Annotated in this window: 23 protein-coding genes; 8 read left to right on the top strand and 15 right to left on the bottom strand. The window is 68.0% G+C overall.

The window, feature by feature from the left end:
• Window positions 1–19 precede the first annotated feature (19 nt).
• The 5 genes from C8K36_RS17425 to C8K36_RS17405 form a co-directional block, all read right to left on the bottom strand.
• The gene (locus C8K36_RS17425; RefSeq protein ID WP_107985808.1) at window positions 20–1765 is read right to left on the bottom strand and encodes a cutinase family protein; all 1746 of its coding nucleotides are present in this window, start codon (window positions 1763–1765) and stop codon (window positions 20–22) included.
• A gap of 95 nt (window positions 1766–1860) precedes the next feature.
• On the bottom strand, window positions 1861–3150 hold the full coding sequence (locus C8K36_RS17420) for an RNA polymerase sigma factor (protein WP_107985761.1): 1290 nt from the start codon (window positions 3148–3150) through the stop codon (window positions 1861–1863).
• A 3-nt stretch (window positions 3151–3153) separates the two neighbouring features.
• Complete coding sequence (locus C8K36_RS17415) at window positions 3154–3576, bottom strand: YciI family protein (protein WP_107985760.1); 423 nt, start codon at window positions 3574–3576, stop codon at window positions 3154–3156.
• An 87-nt stretch (window positions 3577–3663) separates the two neighbouring features.
• Complete coding sequence (locus tag C8K36_RS17410) at window positions 3664–3969, bottom strand: hypothetical protein (RefSeq protein WP_107985759.1); 306 nt, start codon at window positions 3967–3969, stop codon at window positions 3664–3666.
• Window positions 3970–4022: 53 nt separating this feature from the next.
• Window positions 4023–5192, bottom strand: coding sequence for a winged helix DNA-binding domain-containing protein (locus C8K36_RS17405; protein ID WP_107985758.1), 1170 nt, complete (start codon window positions 5190–5192; stop codon window positions 4023–4025).
• Between the two features lie 308 nt (window positions 5193–5500).
• Here C8K36_RS17405 and C8K36_RS17395 point away from each other — a divergent pair, with 308 nt between their 5' ends.
• Together C8K36_RS17395 and C8K36_RS17390 are read left to right on the top strand one after the other, a co-directional pair.
• Window positions 5501–7159, top strand: coding sequence for an FAD-dependent oxidoreductase (locus tag C8K36_RS17395; RefSeq protein WP_107985756.1), 1659 nt, complete (start codon window positions 5501–5503; stop codon window positions 7157–7159).
• Entirely contained in the window at window positions 7156–8583 is a 1428-nt protein-coding gene (locus C8K36_RS17390) for an ATP-binding protein (RefSeq protein WP_107985755.1), read from the top strand. Before C8K36_RS17395 ends, C8K36_RS17390 begins: the two co-directional genes overlap by 4 nt.
• Window positions 8584–8610: 27 nt before the next feature.
• Here the strand turns inward: C8K36_RS17390 and C8K36_RS17385 are convergent, their stop codons facing one another.
• Complete coding sequence (locus C8K36_RS17385; RefSeq protein WP_181319616.1) at window positions 8611–8940, bottom strand: UBP-type zinc finger domain-containing protein; 330 nt, start codon at window positions 8938–8940, stop codon at window positions 8611–8613.
• A 65-nt stretch (window positions 8941–9005) separates the two neighbouring features.
• Between C8K36_RS17385 and C8K36_RS17380 the strand changes: the two genes are divergently transcribed.
• Both C8K36_RS17380 and C8K36_RS17375 read left to right on the top strand, forming a co-directional pair.
• Window positions 9006–10604, top strand: coding sequence for a Na+/H+ antiporter (locus C8K36_RS17380; protein WP_107985753.1), 1599 nt, complete (start codon window positions 9006–9008; stop codon window positions 10602–10604).
• 45 nt (window positions 10605–10649) lie between these two features.
• Entirely contained in the window at window positions 10650–11600 is a 951-nt protein-coding gene (locus C8K36_RS17375; RefSeq protein WP_107985752.1) for an alpha/beta hydrolase, read from the top strand.
• 30 nt (window positions 11601–11630) lie between these two features.
• Here C8K36_RS17375 and C8K36_RS17370 read toward each other — a convergent pair whose 3' ends face one another.
• The 6 genes from C8K36_RS17370 to rpsF all read right to left on the bottom strand — a co-directional run bounded on the left by C8K36_RS17370 (window position 11631) and on the right by rpsF (window position 17082).
• Window positions 11631–13094 (bottom strand): glyceraldehyde-3-phosphate dehydrogenase, encoded by a 1464-nt coding sequence (locus C8K36_RS17370; RefSeq protein ID WP_107985751.1) that lies wholly within the window; start codon window positions 13092–13094, stop codon window positions 11631–11633.
• Window positions 13095–13514: 420 nt separating this feature from the next.
• The gene (dnaB, locus tag C8K36_RS17360) at window positions 13515–14903 is read right to left on the bottom strand and encodes a replicative DNA helicase (protein WP_107985749.1); all 1389 of its coding nucleotides are present in this window, start codon (window positions 14901–14903) and stop codon (window positions 13515–13517) included.
• A 508-nt stretch (window positions 14904–15411) separates the two neighbouring features.
• On the bottom strand, window positions 15412–15867 hold the full coding sequence (gene rplI, locus C8K36_RS17355; RefSeq protein ID WP_107985748.1) for a 50S ribosomal protein L9: 456 nt from the start codon (window positions 15865–15867) through the stop codon (window positions 15412–15414).
• 17 nt (window positions 15868–15884) lie between these two features.
• On the bottom strand, window positions 15885–16127 hold the full coding sequence (gene rpsR, locus C8K36_RS17350) for a 30S ribosomal protein S18 (RefSeq protein ID WP_107985747.1): 243 nt from the start codon (window positions 16125–16127) through the stop codon (window positions 15885–15887).
• Window positions 16128–16166: 39 nt separating this feature from the next.
• Window positions 16167–16703, bottom strand: a complete 537-nt coding sequence (locus C8K36_RS17345) for a single-stranded DNA-binding protein (RefSeq protein WP_107985746.1) — start codon at window positions 16701–16703, stop codon at window positions 16167–16169.
• Between the two features lie 91 nt (window positions 16704–16794).
• On the bottom strand, window positions 16795–17082 hold the full coding sequence (gene rpsF, locus C8K36_RS17340) for a 30S ribosomal protein S6 (RefSeq protein WP_107985745.1): 288 nt from the start codon (window positions 17080–17082) through the stop codon (window positions 16795–16797).
• Between the two features lie 185 nt (window positions 17083–17267).
• Between rpsF and C8K36_RS17330 the strand changes: the two genes are divergently transcribed.
• Window positions 17268–18656, top strand: a complete 1389-nt coding sequence (locus tag C8K36_RS17330; protein ID WP_107985744.1) for a glycosyltransferase 87 family protein — start codon at window positions 17268–17270, stop codon at window positions 18654–18656.
• Window positions 18657–18726: 70 nt separating this feature from the next.
• Window positions 18727–19131 (top strand): DUF2752 domain-containing protein, encoded by a 405-nt coding sequence (locus C8K36_RS17325; RefSeq protein WP_107985807.1) that lies wholly within the window; start codon window positions 18727–18729, stop codon window positions 19129–19131.
• Here the strand turns inward: C8K36_RS17325 and C8K36_RS17320 are convergent.
• The 3 genes from C8K36_RS17320 to C8K36_RS17310 all read right to left on the bottom strand — a co-directional run bounded on the left by C8K36_RS17320 (window position 19120) and on the right by C8K36_RS17310 (window position 23753).
• Window positions 19120–20673: a glycosyltransferase family 87 protein gene (locus C8K36_RS17320; protein ID WP_107985806.1), complete on the bottom strand. Its 1554-nt coding sequence runs from the start codon at window positions 20671–20673 to the stop codon at window positions 19120–19122. The two genes, C8K36_RS17325 and C8K36_RS17320, sit on opposite strands and share 12 nt — an antisense overlap.
• 71 nt (window positions 20674–20744) lie before the next feature.
• A complete protein-coding gene (locus C8K36_RS17315; RefSeq protein WP_258195471.1) occupies window positions 20745–22916 on the bottom strand; it encodes a transglycosylase domain-containing protein in 2172 nt (723 codons plus the stop codon).
• Between the two features lie 417 nt (window positions 22917–23333).
• Window positions 23334–23753: a DUF5318 domain-containing protein gene (locus C8K36_RS17310; RefSeq protein ID WP_181319615.1), complete on the bottom strand. Its 420-nt coding sequence runs from the start codon at window positions 23751–23753 to the stop codon at window positions 23334–23336.
• Between the two features lie 147 nt (window positions 23754–23900).
• Here C8K36_RS17310 and C8K36_RS17305 point away from each other — a divergent pair, with 147 nt between their 5' ends.
• Window positions 23901–24761 carry a DUF1707 SHOCT-like domain-containing protein gene (locus tag C8K36_RS17305; protein WP_107985742.1) on the top strand — a complete coding sequence of 287 codons (861 nt, stop codon included), beginning with the start codon at window positions 23901–23903 and terminating at the stop codon, window positions 24759–24761.
• Window positions 24758–25360 (top strand): DUF1707 domain-containing protein, encoded by a 603-nt coding sequence (locus C8K36_RS17300; protein WP_107985741.1) that lies wholly within the window; start codon window positions 24758–24760, stop codon window positions 25358–25360. Before C8K36_RS17305 ends, C8K36_RS17300 begins: the two co-directional genes overlap by 4 nt.
• Window positions 25361–25366 lie beyond the last annotated feature (6 nt).

Raw genomic sequence — 25366 nt, 5'->3', positions numbered from 1 at the left:
CCTTCAGGGCCGTGCTGCGCTATCCGCTCGGCGTCGGGGCGGCGCTCGAGGGCGGCGTCGTCGGAGCCACGCTCGTGGTCTGTGGCGGCGTGGTGGTACTGGTCTGTGCCGCGCCCGGTTCCGGCGGGACCGTGGTGTCCGTCGTTTCGGTGCCGGTCGGTCCTGCGGCGTCCTGCACGGGAGCCGGAGAAGTCGGTGGCGCGGCGTCATTGGGCGTCGGGGGTGTCGCCGGATCCGTTGTCGGCGGCGTCGCCGGGTTGCTCGACGGCGCAGTCGGTGGCACTGCAGCGGAGGCCGGCACGGCGGTGGAGGTGACCTCGGTGAGCGCCGCCGACAGTTCAGCGGCACTGGGCTTGGCGGCCGGATTCACCTGCTGGCCGTTCTGCGCCTGCTTCGCGAGATAGGTCAACCATGCTGCCGCGTAATCGGCGGACGTGAGCGGCTTGCCGTTCGCCGGATCGGCGTCGCGCCAGTAGTCGAAGTGGTGCCCGACGTCCCGGGCCAGCGTCAGCTGGTAGGGATCGTTCATGATGACCGGGATCGTGTTCTGGTTCGTAACGATCAGGCCGACGATCTCTTTGAACAGCTTCTGCGGCAGGTACGCCAGCGGCGACATCTTGTCGGTCGCGATCGAATCCGTCTCTCCCGAAACGGGGGTCGTGTCCGAGATGTCCGAGGGCTCGCCCGTATCCCCGGTCGGCGACGGCGAGGTGGTCGGAGTCGCGGTCGGCCGCGTGTACGACGGATCCGATACCTTGATCAGCACGTCCAGGAACGTTTCGTCGCTCTGCATCCAGTCGGGCTGGGACCCGATGTCGGCGAAGGCGTCGAGCGCGATGCGAGAGAGCACCGTCGCGACGTCGATGCCCGTCGCGACCGTCAATTGGTCCCGTTCGAGCGCATCGACGTTCAACTGCCGGCCCACGTTGACGACCAACTGGAGTAGCGAAATATTCTGCGGTGCAGCACAGGTGAGGTCGCCGTCGGAGCAGAACGACGCGATGCGGCCGGCGAGTGCACCGAAATCGGAGCCGCCGGTGTCAGGCAGCGCGCCCTGCCCGGGGACGGGATTCCTGCCGTTCTGGTACTTCGTATCGAATCCGTCCGGATTCGTGAACGGGTTCTTCGAGCCCGGGAACGGACCCTGGCCGTCGGCGCGGCCGGCGTCGGCGAGGATGACGACCCCGACGACGTTCGCCGGATCCACGATGCCGTACCGACCCGCGTCGTCCGCTTCCTGATGGCCGACGTTCATGGCGACGCGGCGGGCGACGTCGGCGCCCTCGCTGTAACCGACGATCGCGAACTTGGTGTCCGGGCAGGAGGCCCGGATCGCCTTGATCACCGATTCGGTGTTCGCGACACCGGTGTTCACGGAATTCTCGTAGCTCGACATGTCCGCGGGGTACGCGATGTACATCGCGGCGTACGACCCCGGCGTGACCGCCTTCAGCGGCGCACTGGACGCCTGGTCGATCCACGTGCTCACGTAGTCCTCTGCCGAGGCCGCGGGCAGGTCCCGGCCGTCGGCGTCGACGAGCATCCTCGTGGTGCCCGGCCTGGGTGTGTCGCCCCGACCGGCGATCGACAACGTCACCATGTCGTGACAGTCGGTGGTGGACGCGGTCAGCTCCGTGTCGATGCTGCGCGGCGGGGCAGACCACAGCGCCCACGCCAGAACCACCAGCAGGACGGCCCCCGACGCGACCGGGGCGAGCGCCCTCGTCGCGATCCGATGCCGATCGAGAAAACCGTGAATAGCCATGTCCACTCCCCAAACCCGACTCACGGACGACGCGTGGGCAGACCCCCCTGCCACGCATCACGTCATGGGGAACGTCGCACGGCGCTGCGACGGCGTTACAGCAACTCGGCGGCCCTGTCCTGCAGGATCCTGCGTTCCCGCTCGTTGGCCGTCAGCCGTGCCGCCGCCTCGAGCTCGGCCCGTGCCTCGTCGTTCCGCCCCAGCCGGGCCAGGAGTTCGCCGCGCGTCGCGGGCAGGAAGCGATAGCCGGCAAGTCGACCGTCCTCGACCAGTCCGTCGATGATCTCGAGCGCGGCACCCGGCCCCGACGCCATCGAGACGGCCGCGGCACGGTTGAGATCGACGACGGGGGAGGGCGCGAGGCGTCCGAGCACCTCGTACAGCAGCACGATCCGGTCCCAGTCGGTGTCGTCGACGGACGGCGCCGCCGCATGGCATTCGGCGATCGCCGCCTGCAGCGCGTAGGCGCCGCGACCGCGCCCGAGCGCATCGGCGCGCCCCAGAGCGGCGCGCCCGCGGGTGATGGCGCCGCGGTCCCACCGGCGGCGATCCTGGTCCGCGAGGAGCACGGGGTCACCATTGGCGTCGAGCCGGGCGGGAAAGCGGGCCGCCGTCAGCTCCATCAGCGCGACGAGTCCGTGCGCCTCCGGTTCCCCGGGCACGAGTTCGGCGAGCACGCGGCCCAGTCGAAGCGCCTCGCGGCTGAGTTCGGGCCGCATCCAGTCGTCGCCCGCGCTCGCCGAATGTCCCTCGTTGAACACGAGATACAGCACCCCGAGCACGGCGCCGAGGCGCTCGCCGAACTCGGCGCGGTCGGGCACCGCGAACGGCACGTGCGCGGCTGCGAGAGTCTTCTTCGCCCGCACGATCCGTTGCTGCACCGCCGACGTCGACACGAGGAACGCCCTCGCGATCTCCTCCGCCGACAGGCCACCGATCACTCTGAGAGTCAGCGCAACCCGAGCCTCACGCGAGAGCACCGGATGACATGAGACGAAGACCAACCGCAACACGTCGTCGTCGATGACGTCAGGATCCCACGGCAGTTCCTGCGCGTCCGCCTGCGTCTCTCGGGTCTCGAGGTCGCGGGCGATGGTGGCCAGGCGATCGTCGTAGCGCTCCTGACGACGCCAGCCGTCGATGGCCTTGCGCTTGGCGACCGCGGTGAGCCAGGCCCCGGGGTTGGCGGGCACCCCGGTTTCCGGCCACTGCGCGAGCGCGTCGGCGAGGGCCTCCTGCGCGAGATCCTCGGCCCTACCGAAGTCGCCCACCAGTCGGGTGAGGGTCGCGACGATGCGTGCCGACTCGATGCGCCACACGGCCGCGACTGAGCGCCGCGCGGACTCGACCGGATCCGCGCGGTGCTCCGTCGGGGCGTCGGACATCGACTACGCCTTGCGGTCCTCGAGGTCCTCGCGCCAACCCTCTTCCTTCTGGATCCACTCGTTGTCCTGCGGGAAGTCCTCGGGCCCGGTCACCCGGCGCACCTCGATCTTCGAACCCGGCCCGAGCGGCACTCGCTTGGCCCACTCGGCGGCCTCCTCCTTCGAGGCCACCTCGAGGATCCAGAAGCCGTTGAACAACTCCTTCGTCTCCCCGTACGGGCCGTCGGTCACCAGCGGCGTCTCACTGGAGAAGTCGACGACGAAGCCCTCCTCGGCGTCCGAGAGACCCTCGCCGGCGAGCAGGACACCCGCCTTCATCAGGGCTTCGTTGAACTTGCCCATCTGCTCGATGACCTGCTCGAACGGGACATTCTTGTACGCCTCGACGGCCTCATCGGTGGCGCGCATGATCAGCATGTACTTCATCGGTTCGCTCCTTCATCCGGGTCGCGAGTTCGACCCTCTCATTCACGACGTCGAACGGGAAGACAGCGGATCGACACGGTGGGAGATTTATTTTTCGGGAACTTGTTCGGCCGGCGTGACGCGCATCAGTTCGGTCCGGGCGACCGCACGATCACGCTCGCCGGCGAGAGCAAGGCGACGCTCGTCGCCCAGATAGCCGTCCATCGCCTCCTGCGACTCGAAGCTGAACATCTGGACCTCGAGCGGCTGGTCACCGGACCCGTCGGTGCGGGCGCGTTGGAGGACGCGGCCGCGGTGTTCGGCGACCAGTGCGAGCACCTTGTCCTCGTACGCGATCAGCGCATCCTCCCGTCCCGGATGGGCCCACAACAGCACGCAGAGGGTGATCGTCATGTCGGGCAGGGTAACTCGACATTGTCGGCGGAGCGCAGCAATATCGGTGACGCTCAGATCGAGGTGGCGTCCTTCATGGCCTGCGACATGTATCCGGTGGCGACGCGGTCCCCGGCAAGCCAGCCGGTGAGTCGCTCCGCCTCGTCGTCGAGGGCCTGACGCGAGGATCGACTGACTCGTTCGAGCAGGTGCACACGTACCGCGCCGTCCTGGTCGTGCACCCAGCAGCCGACGATGCGCCCGTCGACCCAGACGGTTGTTCCGGCGTTGCCACGTCTGTCGAACAAAGGTTCACTGTGCGGGCCGAGGTAGAAGTCGCGTCCCCGCCAACCCATCACGGTGGGATCGAGCACCGGCAACAGCGCCACCCACGGCCCGGGATCCGGAATCTCGTCGAGATCGTCCGGCAGCAGCCATCCGGTGCTACCGCCGTCGAGCGAGACGGCGACGGCACCGATCTCCGCAAGAGCTTTGCGCACAGTTGATTTGGTGGATCCGAGCCACCAGACGAGATCAGCCTCGGTGCCCGGACCGAACGTGTGCAGCCAACGGCGCACCATCTCGCGGTACCCGTCTCCGGCGTGAACCTGCGGCAGGTCGGCGCCGAGCCAGTGTCGGGTGAGCGTCCACCGCGGCCTGGACGTGCGCCAGTGGCCGGTGTTCTCGGCGCGCATGATGTCGCCGGCGGCACCGAGTTGGACCAGGATCTGCGGCGCACCCCACGCCTCCCCGGTCGGTGGCACGACCTTCACATCGATCATCGGCACCGCCTGACGGAGTTCGAGCGCGGTCCGTCCCTCCGGCGCGCCCTCGAGCAATGCCAGAATCTCCGCTCGCGCCCGGTCGAACCAGTCGCATCCGTCATCGGCAAGACCCACCGCAACAACATCTTTCGACATCCGCACATGCACTGTGCTCGCGACGCGGGCCGACGCACTCGAGACCGCCTCGGGAAGGAGATCGCGCGGGAAGACGAACAAGGTCCGACGCATCGCCAGTTGCTTGACGAGGCTGCGGTCGCGGTAGAGCGCGCGGTCGACGTCGGCGATACTGACCGATTCCGTGCGCGCCCAGCATGACAGGTACACCGTTGCCGGTTCCGTCGCGTGCAGAACCGTCATCGCCCGCGTGGCGGCCTCCGGCGAATCCACCCGTGCATCCGGGACGAGCGCGTGACGCACCGCCAGCCGAGCACGGCGCTGGACGTCGGTCACATGGTGCATCGGGTGATTGTCCCATCCGCCGGTGGCCGGGCACCGTGTGACGGGCTCTGGCCTTCTACGCCTCGGTCCGGCCGGCTGTGGCCCCAGCAGCCTCGAGGAGATGGCCGAAGGCTCGGGAACGGCTGTGCCGGTCGGTGTTTTCATCCCCACCGACCGGCGTCACGGGGACCTTCGTGATGCACCTGGAGACAGTGTCCGCACTGTTGCCGAACAGTTCCCCGCGGCCGTCACGGTAGGCCGGGCACCGGTCCCACATCTGCGGCATACTCGGAAAGGGCGGCTGAGCGGCGGCCGCACATGGGAGAACGATGGCACAGCCTGCAATTCTCAGCGTCGACGACGATCCGAGCGTCTCCCGCGCCATCGTCCGGGACCTCCGCCGCCGCTACGGCGAGAAGTACCGGATCATCCGGGCGGAGTCCGGCACCGAGGCGCTGGCCGCACTCGAGGAGATCAAGCTGCGGGGCGACCCGGTCGCGGTCCTGCTCGCCGACTACCGCATGCCGGGAATGAGCGGCATCGAGTTCCTCGAGCAGGGCATGGACCTGCATCCGGCGGCGAAGCGGGTGCTGCTCACCGCCTATGCCGACACCGATGCCGCGATCGACGCGATCAACGTCGTCGATCTCGACCACTACCTGCTCAAACCGTGGGATCCGCCCGAAGAGAAGCTGTACCCGGTGCTCGACGCCCTGCTCGACGCCTGGGCGAGCTCGGACCGCAAGCCGGTGACCGAGACCAAGGTGGTGGCACACCGGTGGTCGGGGCGATCGTCGGAGGTGCGCGAGTTCCTCGCCCGCAACCAGCTGCCCTATCGGTGGTACATGTCCGACGAGCCCGAGGGAGAGCGCCTCCTCCACGCTGCGGGCACCGACGCCATGCGGCTGCCGGTCGTGATCACCTCCGACGGCGAGGTGCTGGTGGAGCCGACGGATTCGGAACTGGCACAACATGTCGGGCTCGCCACGGTCCCCGCATCGGACTTCTACGACCTTGTCGTCATCGGCGGTGGTCCGGCCGGGCTCGGCGCGGCGGTGTACGGGGCGTCGGAGGGCCTGCGCACTGTGCTGATCGAACGCACCGCCACCGGCGGGCAGGCCGGGCAGAGCTCGCGGATCGAGAACTACCTCGGCTTTCCGGACGGACTCTCCGGCGCCCAGCTCGCCGACCGGGCGCGCAGGCAGGCCGCCAAGTTCGGCGCCGAGGTGATCACCACGCGCGACGTCGTCGGCCTGGAGGTGAACGGATCGGCCCGCACCGTCCGGTTCGCCGACGGGGCCACACTGGCCGCGCACACCGTCATCCTCGCGACGGGGGTCTCCTATCGACAGCTGTCGGCGCCCGGACTGAACGAATTCACCGGCCGCGGGGTTTATTACGGATCAGCGGTGACGGAGGCGGCGCGATGCAGCGGCCAGGACGTGTACGTGATCGGCGGGGCGAACTCCGCGGGGCAGGCGGCTGTCTATCTCGCCCGAGGCGCCCGCTCGGTCACCATCGTGGTGCGCGCCGGCTCGCTGGACGACTCCATGTCGCACTACCTGATTCAGCAGATCCAGCAGAACTCCAGGATTACGGTCCTGACGTGCTCGGAGGTGATCGGAGCGGACGGCGACGATCATCTGGAACGGATAACTCTGCGCGACAACACCACGGGACGCTCCGAATCCGTCGACGCGCAGTGGCTCTTCCTGTTCATCGGGGCCGCGCCGCGCACGGACTGGCTCGACGGCGTCGTGGTGCGCGACGCCGACGGATACGTCGTCTCCGGCCCCGACCTCGTGGTCGACGGACGACGTCCGCCCGGCTGGGAACTCGAACGCTCGCCGCACCAACTGGAGACCAACGTGCCCGGGGTGTTCGCCGCCGGAGACGTGCGCTCCGACTCCGCGAAACGGGTGGCGTCGGCCGTGGGAGAGGGAGCGATGGCTGTGATGCTCGTCCACCGATACCTGGCCAAGCCGTGACCGCGGGGCCGGTGTGCACGCCGGAGGAACTGCGGACGCTCTTCCTCTTCGAGCAGCTCGACGACGACCAGCTCGGGCAGCTGTGCCGCGCCGGACGCATGGAGGTGATCGAGCCGGGCCCCGTCTATCGCGAGGGCGCCCCCGCGACCTGCTTCTACGTACTCGTCGAAGGGTCGGTGGTGCTCACGAAGCAGTCGGGTGATCAGGACGTGGAGATGGTCCGCACGTCGCACCGCGGCGCATATTCGGGCGCGTGGACCGCCTACATGGGCGACCGGGTACCGCAGGTCTACGGCACGTCGATGACGGTGCCCGAGCGCTCCACCTTCTTCGTCCTGGATGCCGACGACTTCGCCCGCTTCATGGCGGAGTGGTTTCCGATGGCGCTGCACCTGCTCGAGGGGCTGTTCTTCGGCAACCAGAGCTCCCGCGAGATCCTCGCGCAACGTGAGCGACTGCTCGCCCTCGGCTCGCTGTCCGCCGGGCTGACGCACGAGCTGAACAACCCGGCGGCCGCCGCGGTCCGGGCAACGGCCGCGCTGCGGGAGCGGGTCGCCGGCATGCGGCACAAGCTGGGAATGATCGCCTCCGGCGCCTACGAACCCGCGGCCCTCCGGGCACTGGTCCGGATCCAGGAGGAGGCCGTGGAGCTGGTCGCGAAGGCTCCGACACTGAGCCCGTTGGAGGCGTCGGACCGGGAGGACACGCTCGGCGAGTGGCTCGAGGACCACGACATCGCGGGAAGCTGGAACATCGCCCCGACTTTCGTGCAGGCCGGGCTCGACGTCGCGTGGCTCGAACGGGTCGCGGCCACGGTGGAGCCACCGATCCTCGCCGGGGCAATCGCCTGGCTCAACTACACGATCGAGACCGAGTTACTCATGAACGAAATCGCGGACTCCACCACCCGCGTCAGTTCGCTGGTCGGCGCTGCCAAGCAGTACTCGCAGATGGACCGCGCACCGTTCCAGGTCTCGGACGTCCACGAGCTGCTCGACAGCACGCTGGTAATGCTGAGCGGCAAGATCGGCGGCGTCGACGTCGTCAAAGACTACGACCGCGCCCTGCCACCCGTGCCGGCATACGCCGCCGAACTCAACCAGGTGTGGACCAATCTCATCGACAACGCCGTGAGCGCGATGGACGGCCACGGCACTCTCACCGTCCGTACCTACCGCGACGGTGACTGTGTCGCCGTGGCAATCGGCGACACCGGCCCGGGAGTCCCCGATGACATCCGCGACCGCATCTTCGAACCCTTCTTCACCACGAAACCGGTCGGTGAGGGAACCGGGCTCGGACTCGACATCTCGTGGCGGATCGTCGACAAACACCGGGGCGACATTCGCGTGGAGTCACGGCCCGGGCGCACCGAATTCGTGGTCCGGCTTCCACTGAACCCGCAGGGAGATGACGGCGACTGAGGTCTCGGGCGGCCGGGGTGTTCGGGGTCAGCCCATCTCGGCGTGCAGGTAACACCAACGCCACGTCTCGCCCGGCTCGTGCGATCGCATCACGGGATGTCTGTTCTGCTCGAAATGCGCGGTCGCGTGCCGGTGCGGGCTCGAGTCGCAGCATCCGACGTGTCCACAGGTCAGGCACATCCGCAGGTGTGCCCAGTTCTGCTCACCGAGCGCCTCGCATTCCTCGCAGCGGCCGGGGGTGCGCGGCTCGGGGTCCGGACCGGTGGCCTCCGCCAGCTCGGCGCACGCCTCGTCCGTGGCCGGATCCGGGGATCCGGCTCGGATGGCGTCGGCTGCACGCTGGAGTGCTCTCTTCATCACCCTCCATCCTGCATGCTTCAGGGAGCGATATCCACACACCGAGCGTCGGACGGAGAACCGCCGTGAACGTGGCTCTGCTCGCCGTCGCGGTGGCGGCGCTGCTCACCGCCGCTGTCGCGCGGCGCTTCAACTGGTCGGCGCCGCTGCTGCTGGTCCCCGTCGGACTGGTCGGATCGCAGGTCCCCGGGCTTCCCGACACCGCGCTCGACCCCGATCTCGTGCTGTTCGCGGTGCTGCCGCCGCTGCTCTACTCCGCCGCACTCGACAGTTCGTCGCTGGCGATGCGCCGCAACGCGCGTCCCATCGCGCTCCTCGCGGTCGGGCTGCCGCTCGCCACCACCGCCGCCGTCGGGGTGGTCGCATACCTCACCATTCCCTCGTTTCCCCTGGCCGCCGCGCTGGTGTTGGGGGCGGTCGTCGCGCCGCCGGATGCGGTGTCCGCCAGCGCGATCGGACGACGCCTCGGCCTGCCCCGACGGATCATGACGCTGCTCGGCGGCGAGAGCCTGCTCAACGACGCGACCGCGCTCACCGCCTACCGCGTCGCGCTCGCCGCCGCAGTCGGGACGGGCGTGACGCTGCTCGAGGGGGTGTACACGTTCCTCGGCGCCGCGGTCGTCGGCACCCTGATCGGCCTCGGGGTGGGCATCGTCGTCGACGCGATCCGTTCGCGGCTCTCGGATCCGGTGATGGAGAGCGCGATCGGGCTGCTGGTCCCGTTCGTCGCCTACCTGGCGGCCGAACAGGTGCACAGTTCCGGAGTGATCGCGGTGGTCGTCGCCGGCCTCTATCTCGGGCAACGGTCGACCCGCGCCGGCTACGCGACCCGCCTGCAGGACACCGCGGTGTGGAAGGCCGTCGACGTGGTCCTCGAATCGTTCGTCTTCCTGCTGATCGGGCTGCAACTGCCGAGCGTCGTGCAGGGACTCCACGGGCGCAGTGTGGCCGAGGTGGTCGGCGCTTCCCTGGCAGTGCTCGTCGCCGTTATCGTGGTCCGCTTGCTGTGGGTCTACCCCGCGACCTACCTGCCGCGCCTGCTCTCTGCGCGCATTCGCGAGCGGGAACCGGCACCGCCGGCCCGCGGGGTGTTCGTGGTGGCGTGGTCCGGCATGCGCGGTGTGGTTTCGCTGGCCGCCGCCTTCGCGATTCCGTTGACTGTCAATTCGGGCGCGCCCTTCCCCGAGCGCGACATGATCCTGTTCATCACCTTCGCTGTCGTGGTCGGCACGCTGCTGCTGCATGGACTGACGCTGCCGTGGGTGATCACCCGGTTCGGCGTCGACAACGAACAGGAGCAGCGCACGGACGCGGTCTCGGTGGCGGCCGCGCAGGACAAGGCGGCGCGGGCCGCCACGGAGGTGCTCGAGAGCCTGGTCGCCAACGCCGACGGGGACTCGGCCGACGTCCGGGAGCGGGCCGCCGAGATCCTTCGGACCTGGAGCGAGCACCGCGCCCACGCGGCCTGGGAACGATTGGGGCGCAGCGAGGCCGAGCTGGGCGAGAGCCCGTCCGCCGCCTTTCGCGCGTTGCGCCTGCAGATGCTCGAGACCGAGCGGAACGTCTTCATCGCCGAACGGGACAGCGGACGCATCGACGACGAAGTGCTGCGACAGGTGCTACGCGAACTCGACCTCGAAGAGGCAACCCTGAATCGGGAGTAGAACCGGATAGCGTCGTGTCGACATCCCCGACTGCGAGGAGGACGCGTGCGGTTCACGCTGGACGATCTGATGGTCGACGTGCCCGCGGAGGACGTCGGCGAGGCTCGACGCTTCTACGAGGCGAGGGTGGCCGGGCGCGGCCCCAGCAGCCTCGCGGAGCTGATCGAGGTGCGGGCCGCGCGACCCACTGCCGTGCCCGCCGATCCACCGGCGACCTCCGAGATCGCCGAAGCCGCGGGAAGGTCTGTGCCGGTGCGAATCTGCACTCCTGCAGACGGTTTCGTGCGGGGCGTTCACCTGAGCATCCACGGTGGCGGCTTCTACATGGACTCCGCGGCGCACGACGACGTGCGTAATCGGGCACTCGCGAACACGCTCGGCGTCGCCGTCGTCAGCGTCGACTACCGACTGGCTCCCGAGTACCCGTGGCCGGCCGCACCCGACGACTGCGAGACGGCGGCACTGTGGCTCGTCGAACACGCCGCCGCCCGCTTCGGGACGTCTCGACTGACGATCGGGGGCCGATCGGCGGGCGCGACGCTCGCCATGACCACCCTGCTCCGCCTGCGTGATCGCGGCGCCGTCGGCGGATTCGTGGGCGCGGCACTCCAATTCGGCACGTACGACCTGAGCGCGCAGACTCCGGCCGGACGGCGGATCGCCGACGAATACTTTCTCCAGGCGTACGTCGGGCATGCGGAAGACCGCACGGCGCCGGACATCTCACCCGCCTACGGCGATCTCCGCGGCCTGCCCCCGACACTGCTGGTCGTCGGCAGCGACGACGTCCTGCTGGAAGACAACCTCGCGATGGCGGGCCGGCTGTCCGCCGCGGGCAACGACGTCGAGCTCCGGGTCTACCCCGAATCGCCCCACGGGTTCACCGGGCATCCGACGGCGATCGCGAAAACGGCTGTCGGCGGCATCAACTCGTGGTTGTCGGAGCGAACGGCTGTGGCCGCCCACCTCGATCAGGTGAGCGGCCACAGGACGTGAGCGACGGACGTCCGGTCAGGGCGCCTGAGGCTAGGCGATCGCTCCAGCGGCGGCGACCGCGTCGACCGCCGGGTAGATGGGGTACTCCACGCCCGAGAGGTACTGGACGGTGCGAACCACCTGGCAGGAGTAGCCGAATTCGTTGTCGTACCAGACGTACAGGATGGCGGTGTCGCCGTCGATGATCGCGGCGTTCGCGTCGACGATGCACGCCGCACGCGAGCCGATGAAGTCACTCGAGACGGCATCGGTTGCCGCGGTGTAGTCGAGGTTCCTGCTCAGCGTTCCGGTGAGCGATTCCTGGCGAAGGTGCTCCAACACTTCATCTTTGGTGGCCTCGCGACCGAGCTGAAGGTTGAGGATCGCGACGGACACGTCCGGCGTGGGTACGCGGATCGAGTTGCCGGTGATCTTGGCCTTCAGGTCGGGAAGTGCCTTCGCAATGGCAGACGCCGCACCCGTCTCGGTGAGGACGAGGTTGAACGGCGCCGATCGGCCACGCCGGTCGGCCTTGTGGAAGTTGTCCAGCAGGTTCTGGTCGTTGGTGAACGAGTGCACGGTCTCGACGTGGCCCCGCACGACGCCGAACTCGTCGTCCATGGTCTTCAGCGGCGGGACAATGGCGTTCGTGGTGCAGGACGCGCAAGACACGATGCGTTCGGCCGGGTCGATGTCACGGTGATTGACACCGTGCACGATGTTGGGGACATCACCCTTGCCGGGCGCCGTCAACACCACCTTCGCCACACCGGGACGGAGGTGCTGCGACAGTCCGTCGCGGTCACGCCAGATGCCGGTGTTGTCGATCAGGATCGCATTGTCGATGCCGTACTCGGTGTAGTCGACGGTCGTCGGATCGTTGCTGTAGATGAACTTGATGACGTTGCCGTTGGCGATGAGGGTGTTGTTCTCCTCGTCGACCTTGATCGTGCCTTCGAACTGACCGTGAACGGAGTCGCGCCGCAGCAGCGACGCACGCTTGACCAGGTCGTCCTCGCCGCCCTTCCGAACGACCACGGCGCGCAGGTTCAGGCCGTTGCCCGAACCGGCCTTCTCGATGAGCAGTCGCGTCACCAGTCGACCGATACGCCCGAATCCGTAGAGGACGACGTCCTGGGGCTGCGCGGGGCTGGTCTGGGCGCCCCCGACCAGGTCGGCGAGGCTGTTCGCGACGAACTCGGGGATCGGCGCTCCGCCACCGTTGGCGTGGTAGGCGGTCACCAACAGGCCGAGGTCGATCTTCGACGGCCGCAGATCGAGGTCGGTCAGCGCCTCGAGAAAGGGGAAGGTCTCCTCGACGGAGAGCTCGTCGCCACGGATCTGTCGGGCGAAGCGATGGGTCCGCAGGATCTTGATAACCGACTTGTTCACCAGCGAGCGGCTGTGCAGCAGAATCGTCACCGAATGCCTGCGGTGCAGGCCGCCGATAATCGGGATCATCGCTTCCGCGAGAGCCTCCTCGGAGTTCCACTGCGTCAGTTCCGCTGTGCTCACTGCGTTCCTCTGGCTTTCTGGCTAATCGGCGTGCTCGTGGTCGGACGCCGGTCGGGATGAGACGCACGTCATACACCGGTGTTGCGGGGAACGGCGTGTGCATTACCAAGCATATGGAACCGGCTCATCGCGGCGACAGGCACCAGGTACACAACGGTTGCTACTGCCGCTGCCACCGGGGAAGGTGCCGCAATATCCGCGAGACGCGCCGTCTGCGCTGTGACGAGAGCCTCGGCCGTGCCGCCGAGGTCGTCGCTCAACGCGCAAAGCTCGAACACCGAACCAGTGAGCTGCACAACATGATTCGGTTATCAAACCGAAAGCCGGCCACCTCGCGGACGTGGAGGGCAGTGCCTACCGGATATCGGCCGGAATGATGCGATGGCGGCAAGCAACGATCGGCGCTGCTTCCTGTGCTTGCTACCCCCGCGCCATGTCCACGAACCGCGAGTAGTGCAACTGGTGGGCGACAGTGATGGTGGCCGTCGGTCCGCCACGGTGCTTGCCGAGGATGATGTCGGCCTCGCCGCCGCGCGGGTCGTCCCGCTCGATGGCGTCGGGGCGGTGCAGCAGCATGACCATGTCGGCGTCCTGCTCGAGCGAGCCGGATTCGCGGAGGTCGGAAACCTGGGGCCGCTTGTCCGTTCGCTGCTCGGGACCACGGTTGAGCTGACAGATCGCGATCACGGGAACCTCGAGTTCCTTCGCGAGCAGTTTGAGGCTTCGGGAGAACTCCGAGACTTCCTGCTGACGCGACTCGACCTTCTTGCCCGACGACATCAGCTGTAGGTAGTCGATCACGATCAGCCGAATGTTGTGCTTCTGCTTGAGCCGGCGGGCCTTCGCGCGGATCTCCATCATCGTCAGGTTGGGGGAGTCGTCGATGAACAGCGGGGCCTCGCTGATCTCGCTCATCCGCCGTGCCAGGCGCGTCCAGTCGTCGTCGGTCATCTTGCCCGAGCGCATGTCCGAGAGCTTGATCTTCGCCTCCGCCGACAGCAGGCGCATCACGATCTCGGTCTTGCTCATTTCCAGCGAGAAGAGAACGCTGGCCATGCCGTGCTTGACGGAGCACGAACGCATGAAATCCATTCCGATAGTCGATTTTCCGACGCCCGGACGTGCCGCGACGATGATCATCTGACCGGCGTGCAGGCCGTTGGTGATCTCGTCGAGCTCACTGAACCCTGTCGGCACACCGAGGGAGATGCCGCCGCGGCTGGCGATGGAGTCGATCTCGTCCATCGTGGGCTGCAGCAGCTCCTCGAGCGGCATGAAGTCTTCGGTGGTGCGACGCTCGGTGACCTCGAAGATCTCGGCCTGCGCGCGGTCGACGACCTCGGCGACGTCCTGACCGTCGCCACCGGAGTAGCCGTACTGAACGATGCGGGTGCCGGCGTCGACGAGGCGACGTAGGACCGACTTCTCCGCGACGATCTCCGCGTAGTACGCGGCGTTCGCAGCGGTGGGCACGGTCTGTGTGAGGGTGACGAGATAGGAGGCGCCGCCGATGCGGCGCAGTTCCCCGCGACGGTCGAGTTCCGCGGACACCGTGACCGGGTCGGCGGGCTCACCACGGCTGTAGAGGTCGAGGATCGCGTCGTACACGGACTGGTGCGCGGGACGGTAGAAGTCGCCGGGCCGCAGAACCTCGAGGACGTCGGCGATCGCGTCCTTGCTCAACAGCATGCCGCCGAGCACCGACTGCTCCGCGACCATGTCGTGCGGAGGCTGCCGGCCGAACTCCTCGCTGGGCTCCTCCGGGGGTCCCGGGTACTCGGAGTGACCTCGATCATCTACAACCGCCAACGCGACTGTCCTTCCCCGCACGAGCCTGCGACGCCATACGAATCGGTATCCGGACGCCGTCCTGCACTCTCTTTGTACTCGCGTCTGCCGACAAACTTGCGCCGCCCCGCGGGCGACTCGAGAGACACGCTCGCAGCGAGGTTAGGGGCCTCGAGGAGTCCACATCAACCCGTCCTGTGCACAAAGTTGTGGATGGATTGGGGACACCGAACCCTCGAGTGTTAACCGCTTGGGGAAAACTGGGGACAACCTGTGGATCGATGAACATCACATTCAACAATGCGCAGGTAGATAGCCGTATTTCTTTTCACAAGCCTGTGGATGGAAACTCGTTCGGCGTGTCGGCCAAGTTGACAAGCCGGGCGTGTCAGGTAAACGCCGGCCCAACAGCGGTATGACCCAGATCATAAAAATGGCACCGGGTGGCGAATCTATCCACAACTCGTCCCCAGCAACGCGAAGGGCCCCGCGGACCGGAGTCCACGGGGCCCTCGACCGAACGAGTCGACTACGCGGCGACGACGTTCAGGGTGAACTTGGCAGCAACCTCGGGGTGCAGGTTGACCACGATCTGGTGCTTGCCGGTGCTCTTGATGTGAGCCTTCGGCAGCGCCAGGCTGCGCTTGTCGACGGCCGGGCCGCCGGCAGCCTTGAGGGCGCCTGCAACATCGGCCGCGGTGACGGAACCGAACAGCTTGCCCGAATCGCTGGCGGTCTTCACCGACAGCGACACAGCCTCGAGGCCCTCGATGGCAGCCTTGAGCTCCTTGGCGTGGTCGAGACCACGGACCGAGCGCGCTTCCTGCGCACGGCGGATGCCCTCGACCTGCTTCTGAGCGCCACGGGTGGCAACGATGGCCAGGCCACGGGGGAGCAGGTAGTTACGGCCGTAGCCGTCCTTGACCTCAACGGTGTCGCCGGGCGCACCGAGGTTGTCCACGTCAGCAGTAAGAATCAGCTTCATGTCGTCCCTCCCTTTCCTTAGCGAGCCGTCGAGACGTAAGGCAGCAGGGCGACCTCACGCGAGTTCTTCACGGCAACCGCAACGTCCCGCTGATGCTGGACGCAGTTGCCGGTGACGCGGCGGGCGCGGATCTTGCCGCGGTCGCTGACGTACTTACGCAGCAGCGCCGTGTCCTTGTAGTCGATCTGCGTGTTCTTTTCCTTGCAGAACGCGCAAACCTTCTTCTTCATAACCTTGTCGCGCAGCGGCGGCTTCGGCATGTCTATCTCCGTTTTCTGGATGTTCCGATCGGGTACGAATCAGAACGGCGGTTCGTCGTCCGAGCCACGGGAGCCTCCGAAGGAGCCCGCCTGCGGCGCGCTGCCCCACGGATCTTCTCCGCCCTGGCTGCTGTTGTTGAAGTTGGACGCCGGACGTCCGCCGCCTGATCCGCCGGAAGAACCACCGAAGCCGCCACCGCCACCGCTTCCGCGGTTGGCCTTGTTGACCTTGGCAGTGGCATAACGGAGCGAGGGGCCGATCTCGTCGACCTCGAGCTCCACGACAGTGCGCTTCTCGCCCTCACGGGTCTCGTACGAGCGCTGCTTGAGCCGACCGCTCACGATTACTCGTGAGCCGCGGGTCAAGCTCTCCGCAACGTTCTCCGCAGCCTCACGCCAGATGTTGCAGCGCAAGAACAGCGCGTCGCCGTCCTTCCACTCGTTGGACTGACGATCGAAGGTGCGCGGTGTGGACGCGACGGTGAAGTTCGCGACCGCAGCACCCGCGGGGGTGAAACGAAGCTCGGGATCAGCCGTCAGGTTTCCGATGACGGTGATTACGGTGTCGCCTGCCATGTGGTTCCTCCTGCTGTTTGGGGAGTTCCTGTTGGTCCAGAGCCTAGGTGCTGATACTGACTACCAGCGCTCGTCCTGGATCAGACGGGAATCACTTGCCGTGGCGCAGGACCTTCGTGCGAAGCACCGACTCGTTCAGACCAAGCTGACGGTCGAGCTCCTTGACGGTGGCCGGCTCGGCAGTGATGTCGATGACCGCGTAGATGCCTTCGGGATTCTTGGCGATCTCGAATGCGAGACGGCGCTTGCCCCAGACATCGACCTTGTCGACACTGCCGCCGTCCTTACGGACGACATTGAGGAACGTATCCAGCGACGGGGCGACGGTGCGCTCGTCCAGGCTGGGGTCGAGGATGACCATCAATTCGTAATGACGCATAAGACCTCATCACCTCCTATGGACTGTGAAACGGCCACGGACTGTCCGTGGCAGGAGGGTCGTTGCGTCAGCAACCTTTGCAGGGTACACGAGTGGCCTTTGACCTGCGAAATTGACTCCGCAGTCCGATTTCGTCGGAGTTCGACGATCACACGGGTCGACGACATCGCCCTACGCTGGATCGCATGCGGGCGACGGGGAACATCCGAGCCGGAGCGACGGTCCTCGTCCTCACTGCCTGCCTGCTCACCCTGGTGCTCGGCTACCTCGACAAGGCCCGCTGCATCGGTCCGCCGTTCGGCGCCGACGGTCGCAGCCTGATCTTCGACGGGATCAAGGACCGTGCCGTCTGCTACTCCGACATCCAGCTCCTGTGGCTCGGGCGCGGCATCGACCAGCACCTGTTCCCCTTCACCGGTGGCATCACCCCCGACGGCCTGCTCACCGGCGGGACCGTCGAATACCCGGTGCTCAGCGGCCTGCTGATGTGGCTCGGCGCGATCGGCGCCCACACCGACGCCGAGTTCCTGCAGCATTCCGCGCTACTGCTGGCGCCGTTCGGTCTGGCGACCGCGTGGATGCTGAGTCGGCTCACCGGACGCGCCGCGCTGCTGTGGGCGGCCACGCCGCCGCTGCTGCTCTACGCGTTCCACAACTGGGAGTTGCCCGTCGTCGCGACGTCGGTCGCGGCGATCGCGGTGATGGCTACGGACCGGTGGTCGCTGCGCACCCGCGGGGTGCTCGCGGCCGTGCTGCTGGGCGTCGGGTTCTGCCTCAAGCTCTATCCGGGTCTGTTCGTGCTGCCCCTCGCGCTGTACGTCCTCACCCGAGGGCGAGGGCGAGGGCGGTCGCGCAGCGACCTCGACGTGCGGGGCGCCGCCGCGGTGCTCGGCGCGGCGGCCGCGACTGCGGTCGCGATCAATCTGCCGTTCGCGGTGCACGACTACGAGGGCTGGCGGGCGTCGTTCACGTTCCAGCAACTGCGGCACGCCGACCTGACGAGCAACAGCATCTGGTACTGGGGCCTGCGGCCCCTGATGGTCGGTGATGCAGAGGGGAGTGCGTCGTACAACGCGCTGGTGGGCACGCTCTCCCCCCTGCTGCTCGCCGCCGCACTGGCGCTCGCACTGTGGCTGGGATGGCGGCGGTACGGGCGCGACGGCGTCTACCCGTGGATCGGCGTGAGCGCATCGATGCTGTGCGCGTTCGTCCTGCTGCACAAGGTGCACTCGCCGCAGTACACGCTGTGGCTCCTGCCGTTCCTGGTCCTGCTCCGCGTCCCGTGGTCACTGGTGGGCGCCTACCTGGTCGCCGACGTCGTGCTGGGCATCGCGGTGTTCCGCTGGTTCGACGCCCTCGCCACCGACACGGACGGCGAGACCGCGAAGCTCCTCGTCGTGGTCGGGGTGTGGAGTCAGGCCGCGCTGTTGGTGTCGTTCTTCTTCCTGTTCGTGCGGGCGCCGCTGCGTCGGCGCGCGGGCGGAACCCGGGCGCCGACCACGACGGTCACCGTCAGCCGCACGGCGCCCGATACGGAACACCCGGTCGATGCCGCGTCCGCTCCTCCTCGGTGATCGCATCGCCGACACCCGCGGGTATTCGTGTGGTGCACTGGACCCCGTGTCCGCCGCTTCCGCGCCGCCGATGCGGCACCGCGTCGCAGCACCTGCGGCCGTGGCCGCCACCGCCGTCGTCGCGTGTGGCTTCGTGGTGTGGGCCGACCCGACCACACCCGGTGGCGTCATCCCCGTGTGCCCGACCAAGGCACTCCTGGGAATCGACTGTCCACTCTGCGGCACCTCCCGAATGCTGTACGCGTTGCTGCACCTCGATGTCGCGGAGGCGCTGCGGTACAACGCGATCGGCGTGGCAGCGACGATGCTCCTCGTGGCCGTCTACGTATCGTGGACCCGCGGTCGACTACGCGGACGCCCCTCTTCGAACCCGCGACGCCTGCGCTGGGCGTCCGTCGCCACCCTCGCGGTGTTCTGCGTGTGGTTCGTGATCAGGAATCTTCCGTTCGAGCCCTTCACCGGGCTACGCGTCTGACCTCTCCTCGGCACGCTCGGGCACCCGCGGCCGCAGCCACGTCGGCAACCACCGCGGGGGCGCATCCTCTGCCTGGTCGAGGACGCCGCCGACCGGGTCGTCGATGAAACCGAACCGCACGAGGTCCTCTGACGGCCGGTAGATCTGGCGCAGGACCAGGACACAGAGCGCTACGACGGCGAGGTCGCGTACGACGACGGCGCCGGTGAACCACTGCTCGGGCAGGCCCTTGTTCGAGATGCCCAGGTAGTACATCATCCGCGGCACCCACACGAGCGCGTCGATCGTCATCCAGGCCAACAGGATCCGGCGGTGCGGGAGGGCGAGCACGGCGAGCGGCACCAGCCACAGCGAGTACTGCGGGCTCCATACCTTGTTGGTGAGCAGGAATCCGGCGACGAGCAGGAAACACAGTTGCGCCACGCGCGGTCGCCGCGGTGCGGTGAGCGCGACGTAGCCGATGCCGACGCAGACCGCGACGAACAGCAGCAGCGTCACAGCGTTGAGCACGCTCGGCGACTCACCCGGCGCGAGGGGGCCGTCGAATCCGGTCCATCCGGTGAACGAGGTGATGACGTTGTAGATCGAATCGGGATCCGCGCCGCGCTCGGAGTTGAGCCGGAAGAACTCGGCCCAGCCGCGCGGGAACAGCAGCGCGATGGGCAGATTCACCACCAGCCACGCGGCCGCAGCAGCGAGCGTCGCCCGCGTCCACTCCCGCATTCGTCCCGACCGCAGACACAGCACGAGCAGCGGGCCGAGCAGCATCAGCGGAAACAGCTTGGCCGCACCACCCAACCCCAGCAGGACGCCCGCGAGGACCGGGCGTTTGCGGGCCCATGCCAGCAGGCCGGCCATCGCGAACGCCGTCGCCAGGGGGTCGAAGTTGGTGAACGCGTGCACGATCACCAACGGTGAGCATGCGACGAGCGCGGCGTCCCAGACCCGCCGCCCGGCCAACAGCGCACTCGCCCAGACGGTCACCAGCCATGCCATCGCCAGACCGAACGCGACGACGTTGAAGTAGATCGCGACCTGCAGGCCGCCGGGCAGCCACGGCGTGGCATCCCACGCCTTCGCGACCACCATCGAGCCGTACTGGTACAGCCCCGACAGCACCGGGTACTCCATGTACCGCTGCTGGACCGAGCCGTCGGATCTCGGCTCCTCCCACCACTTCTTGTAGGGGAACGCCCCCTCGTCGAGGTGTTCGGCGCCGTACAGCGGGACGGTGTCGGAGTAACACATCGCGACGTACTGCCGGTTGCCGCTCCAGTTCAGGCCGAGGGCACCGTCCGCGCCGACCGGGCCCTGCTGGATGCAGCCCGCCTTGGTGAACCAGCCGAGACTCAGGAAAACGACGGCCAGCAACAGAATCACCCGCATCGGGGTGAAGAAGCGGGTCCGTCCGATCAGCGCGTGCCGACCGACCGGGCCGCCGATCGTCGACGCCAACTTCGACGTCAGGGGGTCGGAGTGACCGGGAACGTCCCGCCAGTCGGCGGAACGACGATCGGCGGCGAGTGGTGCCGGAGACACCATCTCGCCGCCGATCCTGTCCTCGGTGCTGCCCGCGGTGTTGTCGGCCACTCCGCGAGGCTACCGGGAATCCGCTATCCGGCGGGTACCGGCTGCGGCGCGGGCCGCTGCTGTCCCTGGGGCGTGTTCCCGCCGGCGGCCGGCGGCTGCTCGACCTCCGACGACGGCTCGTCAGGGGACTGCGTCGGTGACGACGGGGTGGTCCGGCCGGGTGCGATGCCCGGGATCGGGATCGTCACGCCGGGCAGGATCTCCACGTTGCTCGTGGTGATCTCGAGCGGCGGGGGGGTGGTCGTCGACGGCTGCGTGCTGCTCGGGGCGGCGGTCGTCGTCTTCGGCGGTGCCGGAGCCGAGTACTGCGGAACACCCGCGACACCCGCGATCGCCTTCGGCGTCGGGAACTTCTCGACGTCGGTGCCCTTCAGCGCGCCGTCCATCGTGCCCTTCCAGATGTCCGACGGCAGACCCGAGCCGTAGATCATGCCGCCGTAGCTGTTCTCGAGCGGCAGACCCTGCTCGGTGCCGACCCACACGGCCGTCGACAGCGACGGCGTGTAGCCGACCATCCAGGCGTCCTTGTTGGCGCCGGTGTCGCCGAGCTGCGCGGTGCCGGTCTTCGACGCCGACGGGCGTCCCCCGGCGAGGCCGTGGCCGCGCGAGTACGCGGCAATCGGCATCATCGCGGCCGTGGTGTTGTCGGCGACGGCGGGGTCGATGCGCTCCTCACCGGCGGGGGTGCCGCGGTCGAGCAGCACGGTGCCGTCCGCCGTGACGACCTTCTGCACGAAGTACGGCTGGTGGTAGACGCCCGATGCGGCCAGCGTCGCGTACGCGGACGCCATGTCGAGCGGCCGCGACTGGTACTGGCCCAGCACGATGCCGTTGTTGGGGCCGACGCCACCGGGCTCGGTCAGCGACTCGCCGACGCCGGGGATGTTCTCCGGGATGCCGGCCTTGTGAGCGATGTCGGCGATGGCCTGCGGTCCGTTGTCGATCGACAGCATCTGCCGGTAGAAGCTGGTGTTCAGCGACCGCTTGAGTGCCTCGGCGATGGTGCACGTGCCACAGGACTCGCCCTCGACGTTGCCGATCGAGATCCCGTTGATGGTGAGCGGGCCGCTGTCGTACATCTGCGACAGCGGGACGCCCTGGTCGAGTGCCGCGGCGAGACCGAACACCTTGAACGACGAGCCGGTCTGCAGGCCGGCCTGCGCGAAGTCGTAGCCGGTGCCGTCGGTGCCGCCGTAGTAGGCGCGGACGGCGCCACTGCGCGGATCGACCGACACGACCGCGGTCCGCAGATCGGCGGGTTCGCCCTCCATGTACGTCTCCACGGAGTCGATCGCAGCCTCCTGCGCCTGCGGATCGATCGTCGACGTGATCTGCAGCCCCTCGGTGTTGAGGTCCTGCTCGCTGATGCCCGACGCCGACAACTCCTGCAGCACCTGCTGCTTGACGAGCCCCTCGGGGCCACCGCCGCCGCTGCTGTTGTCGACCTCGGCGGACGGAATGACCTGTGGGAACTGGGCTGCGGCGCGATCAGCCGCGCTGAGGGTTCCGCTGCCGACCATGCCGTCCAGGACGTAGTTCCAGCGCGACTGGGCACCGGTCGGATTGAACTCGGGATCGAGGCCGGACGGCTGTTGGATGACTGCGGCCAGCGTCGCGCCCTCGGCGACGGTCAGTTCCTCGACCGGCTTACCGAAGTACGCCTGGGACGCCGCGGCGATGCCGTAGGCGCCGCGACCGAAGTAGATGGTGTTCAGGTACGCGGCCAGGATCTCGTCCTTGGACCACTGCTTGGCCATCTTCGACGAGATGACGAGTTCCTTCATCTTGCGGGTGAGCGAGCGCTCCGAACCCACGAGTGCGTTCTTGACGTACTGCTGGGTGATCGTGGAACCGCCGCCGGCGCTGTCACGGCCCAGCACGTTGTCACGCGCGGCGCGGGCGAAGCCCGTCACCGAGAAGCCGGGGTTCGAGTAGAAGTCGCGATCCTCCGCCGCGAGCACCGCGTTGCGCACGTGGACCGGGATCTGGTCGATCCCGACCTCGGTGCGGTTGCCCTCGGGCGGCACGACACGCGCGATCTCGGTGGTTCCGTCCGACGCGAGGATCGTCGCGACCTGGTTGGTCTTCATGTCACCGGGACGCGGGACGTCCGCGAAGATGTACGCGACCATGAAACCGAGGATCGGCACGATCAGGCCGACGGCGACCACTGCGGCAGTGACGCGGCGCGCGATCTTCCACTTGCTCGACTTGGTCTTCTTCGGACCCTTCGGCGGCTGACCACCGGAACCCCCACCCGACTTGCGGGCCGTCGGCGGCGGGCCGACCGGCGGACGACCGCCGGGTCCACGGCCACCACCCTGAGCCGGGCGCGGGCCGCCCTGCGGGGGACGGCCACCCTGCGGCTGCCGCGGGGCTGCGGGGCGACCGCCCGGCGGCGGGCCGGGGTTGCGGCGCGGCGCGGGGCCACCCACAGGACGGCCGGGCTGCTGCCCGGCCGGTCGTCCACTCTGCTGGGGGCCGTTCGGACGTCGTGGTCCGTTGGCGCGACCCTGAGGGTTGTTGGGGGAACTCACGTACGAATCTCCAGTAATCGGGTGACTGTGGGCAGTCCTCGGTTGCGTCGGTCGGTGGGCACAGCTGTCGAATCCCTACTCGCTCGCGGTGCGGCGGCGCGGGGACGAAGACCTCCGCGGCCGCTTGGGCGCGGGGACCGCACCGAGAACGTAGGACTGGACCAAGTGGTTCCAGCTGCATGTGCGGCACACCTCGACGACGTGAACCGAGAATTCCTCCTCGGTCGCGGCCAGACGAACCAGTTCCTCGGGTGTCCGGGCCGAGCCCGACACCGGACCCAGCTTGTCGCCGAACACCCAAGATACGAGGGTCAACTCTTCTTTACGACAGATCGGGCACATCACCGAACTCGACCGGCCGTGGAACTTGGCCGCCCGCAGCAGGTAGGGGCTCGCATCGCAGACCTCGGTCACGCCGGTCCGCCCCGAGAAGACCTCGGCGAGCAAGGACCGGCGTTGCAGCGCGTAGTCCACGACCTGCCGCTGTATCCGCACGGAGACCAGAGTACGTGCGCCCACCGTCGGCCGGGTGGAGCGGGAGTGACCGCACGTGGGGACGAACACACCCTCTTGACAGAGCCCGCAGATACGAGAGTGGACACGGCGCGAACACAATCCGACCGGTTCCCTAGTATCTCGGACGTGGCCGCCAGGTTCTCCACCAAAACCCGCGCCCGGGACATCGACCGGGCACAGACGTGTGGGCTGCTCGACGCCGGCTACGGCGACGGGCAGCTCGATCCGAGCGAGCACCAGTCGCGCACCGCGCGCGCGATGAAGGCCAAGACGCTCGCCGAATTGGACTCGCTCGTCTCGGACCTGCAGATTCCCGCGCATCTCGTCGAAGCGGTGCAGGCATCGCAGCCGGCGCCGCGCAGGCGTGTTCCGGGTCGCGCGGTCGCGGCGGTCGCGGCGGTCGTCGTCGCGCTCGTCGCGGTCTGCGGAACCGTCGTCTACGTGTCTCGAGTAGACGCGGCCCAGGAGGTGGCCGTCGCAGCCGAACCAGCGCCGGCTCCGCTCCCCGCGGCTGAACCTCAGCCGATCGTGATCGAGTCGCACGACCCCCTCTCTCCCGACGGGATCCGCGAGTTCGTGCGGCAACTCGGGGTGAAGTTCGGCGATCTGCGGGTCGACCAGGTGACCTTCTACGCGACGTACGTGTTCCTCACCCGCATGCTGCCGGACCAACCGCATCGCGAACAGGACTGGAGCTTTCAAGGTGGGTTCGAGCCGACGAGGGCCCCGGATTCGCGCACCCCGGACACCGCCACGGTCGACCTCGCGCTCCTCGACGTCGACCGACTCACCGAGGTGATCACGGACGGACCGCGCCGCGTCGGACTCCTGTCGGCCGAGGTGTCGCACATCTTCGTGCGCCCGGATCGGACGACCGACGAAGCTCTGATCTCCGTCCTGTTCGAGGACTCCGAGAAGCAAACGGGATCCGTGGATACCCGTCTCGACGGCACGATCGTCGACGTCTTTCCGGTCGGGGGGCGGTGACCGTGCCACCCACGCCGGGTACTCGCTGGGTCGTCGCGCTGTCGACGGCCGTGGTCGCGCTGTCGACGGCCGTGGTCGCGGCGTGCGGATTCGTCGTCGTGGCCACGTCGACCCGCGACGACTACGAAACCGCATCGCCCAGGGCGGGCACCGACTTGATCACCGCAGCGGGACTAGGACGGATGCTCGACGACATCGCCGGCCCACTGGGCAATCTCGAGGTGGACAGTGTGACGATCCACCCCGACTACGCGTCGATCTCGCGATCGGTGCCCGGCCTACCCGGCAGCGAGCAGTCGTTTCGCTACGAGGACGGACAGCTCACCGATACCGGAAGGTCGCCGGGTCGCACCGCCGGCGTGCCCGTCGACCTGGCGGTTCTGCGTGCGAACGTTCCCCGGCTCATCGGGCTCGTCTACGGCGCCGACCGCACTCTCGGCGTCGACAATCCGACCAGCACCTATCTGATCGCGGATCGCGACGACGACACCGGGGCGGTCGTGGGCATCTACCTGTCGAACGAGAACACGGGTGCACAGGGCTTCCTGACCGTCGGCTTCGACGGCGACGTCCGCAGCGTCCGCCGAGCAGACCAGTAGGTCTTC

It is taken from the genome of Rhodococcus sp. OK519 (assembly GCF_003051005.1).
Lineage (GTDB): Bacteria > Actinomycetota > Actinomycetes > Mycobacteriales > Mycobacteriaceae > Prescottella.
The sequence above is the reverse complement of the archived record's forward strand: the minus strand, read 5'-3'. Positions and strand labels throughout refer to the sequence as shown.

What these genes read in the sequence shown, in the direction of transcription:
- C8K36_RS17425 (WP_107985808.1), bottom strand. Translation starts at nt 1,765, where the DNA reads ATGGCTATTCACGGTTTTCTCGATCGGCATCGGATCGCGACGAGGGCG.
- C8K36_RS17420 (WP_107985761.1), bottom strand. Translation starts at nt 3,150, where the DNA reads ATGTCCGACGCCCCGACGGAGCACCGCGCGGATCCGGTCGAGTCCGCG.
- C8K36_RS17415 (WP_107985760.1), bottom strand. Translation starts at nt 3,576, where the DNA reads ATGAAGTACATGCTGATCATGCGCGCCACCGATGAGGCCGTCGAGGCG.
- C8K36_RS17410 (WP_107985759.1), bottom strand. Translation starts at nt 3,969, where the DNA reads ATGACGATCACCCTCTGCGTGCTGTTGTGGGCCCATCCGGGACGGGAG.
- C8K36_RS17405 (WP_107985758.1), bottom strand. Translation starts at nt 5,192, where the DNA reads ATGCACCATGTGACCGACGTCCAGCGCCGTGCTCGGCTGGCGGTGCGT.
- C8K36_RS17395 (WP_107985756.1), top strand. Translation starts at nt 5,501, where the DNA reads ATGGCACAGCCTGCAATTCTCAGCGTCGACGACGATCCGAGCGTCTCC.
- C8K36_RS17385 (WP_181319616.1), bottom strand. Translation starts at nt 8,940, where the DNA reads ATGAAGAGAGCACTCCAGCGTGCAGCCGACGCCATCCGAGCCGGATCC.
- rplI (WP_107985748.1), bottom strand. Translation starts at nt 15,867, where the DNA reads ATGAAGCTGATTCTTACTGCTGACGTGGACAACCTCGGTGCGCCCGGC.
- rpsR (WP_107985747.1), bottom strand. Translation starts at nt 16,127, where the DNA reads ATGCCGAAGCCGCCGCTGCGCGACAAGGTTATGAAGAAGAAGGTTTGC.
- C8K36_RS17345 (WP_107985746.1), bottom strand. Translation starts at nt 16,703, where the DNA reads ATGGCAGGCGACACCGTAATCACCGTCATCGGAAACCTGACGGCTGAT.
- rpsF (WP_107985745.1), bottom strand. Translation starts at nt 17,082, where the DNA reads ATGCGTCATTACGAATTGATGGTCATCCTCGACCCCAGCCTGGACGAG.
- C8K36_RS17330 (WP_107985744.1), top strand. Translation starts at nt 17,268, where the DNA reads ATGCGGGCGACGGGGAACATCCGAGCCGGAGCGACGGTCCTCGTCCTC.
- C8K36_RS17325 (WP_107985807.1), top strand. Translation starts at nt 18,727, where the DNA reads ATGCGGCACCGCGTCGCAGCACCTGCGGCCGTGGCCGCCACCGCCGTC.
- C8K36_RS17320 (WP_107985806.1), bottom strand. Translation starts at nt 20,673, where the DNA reads ATGGTGTCTCCGGCACCACTCGCCGCCGATCGTCGTTCCGCCGACTGG.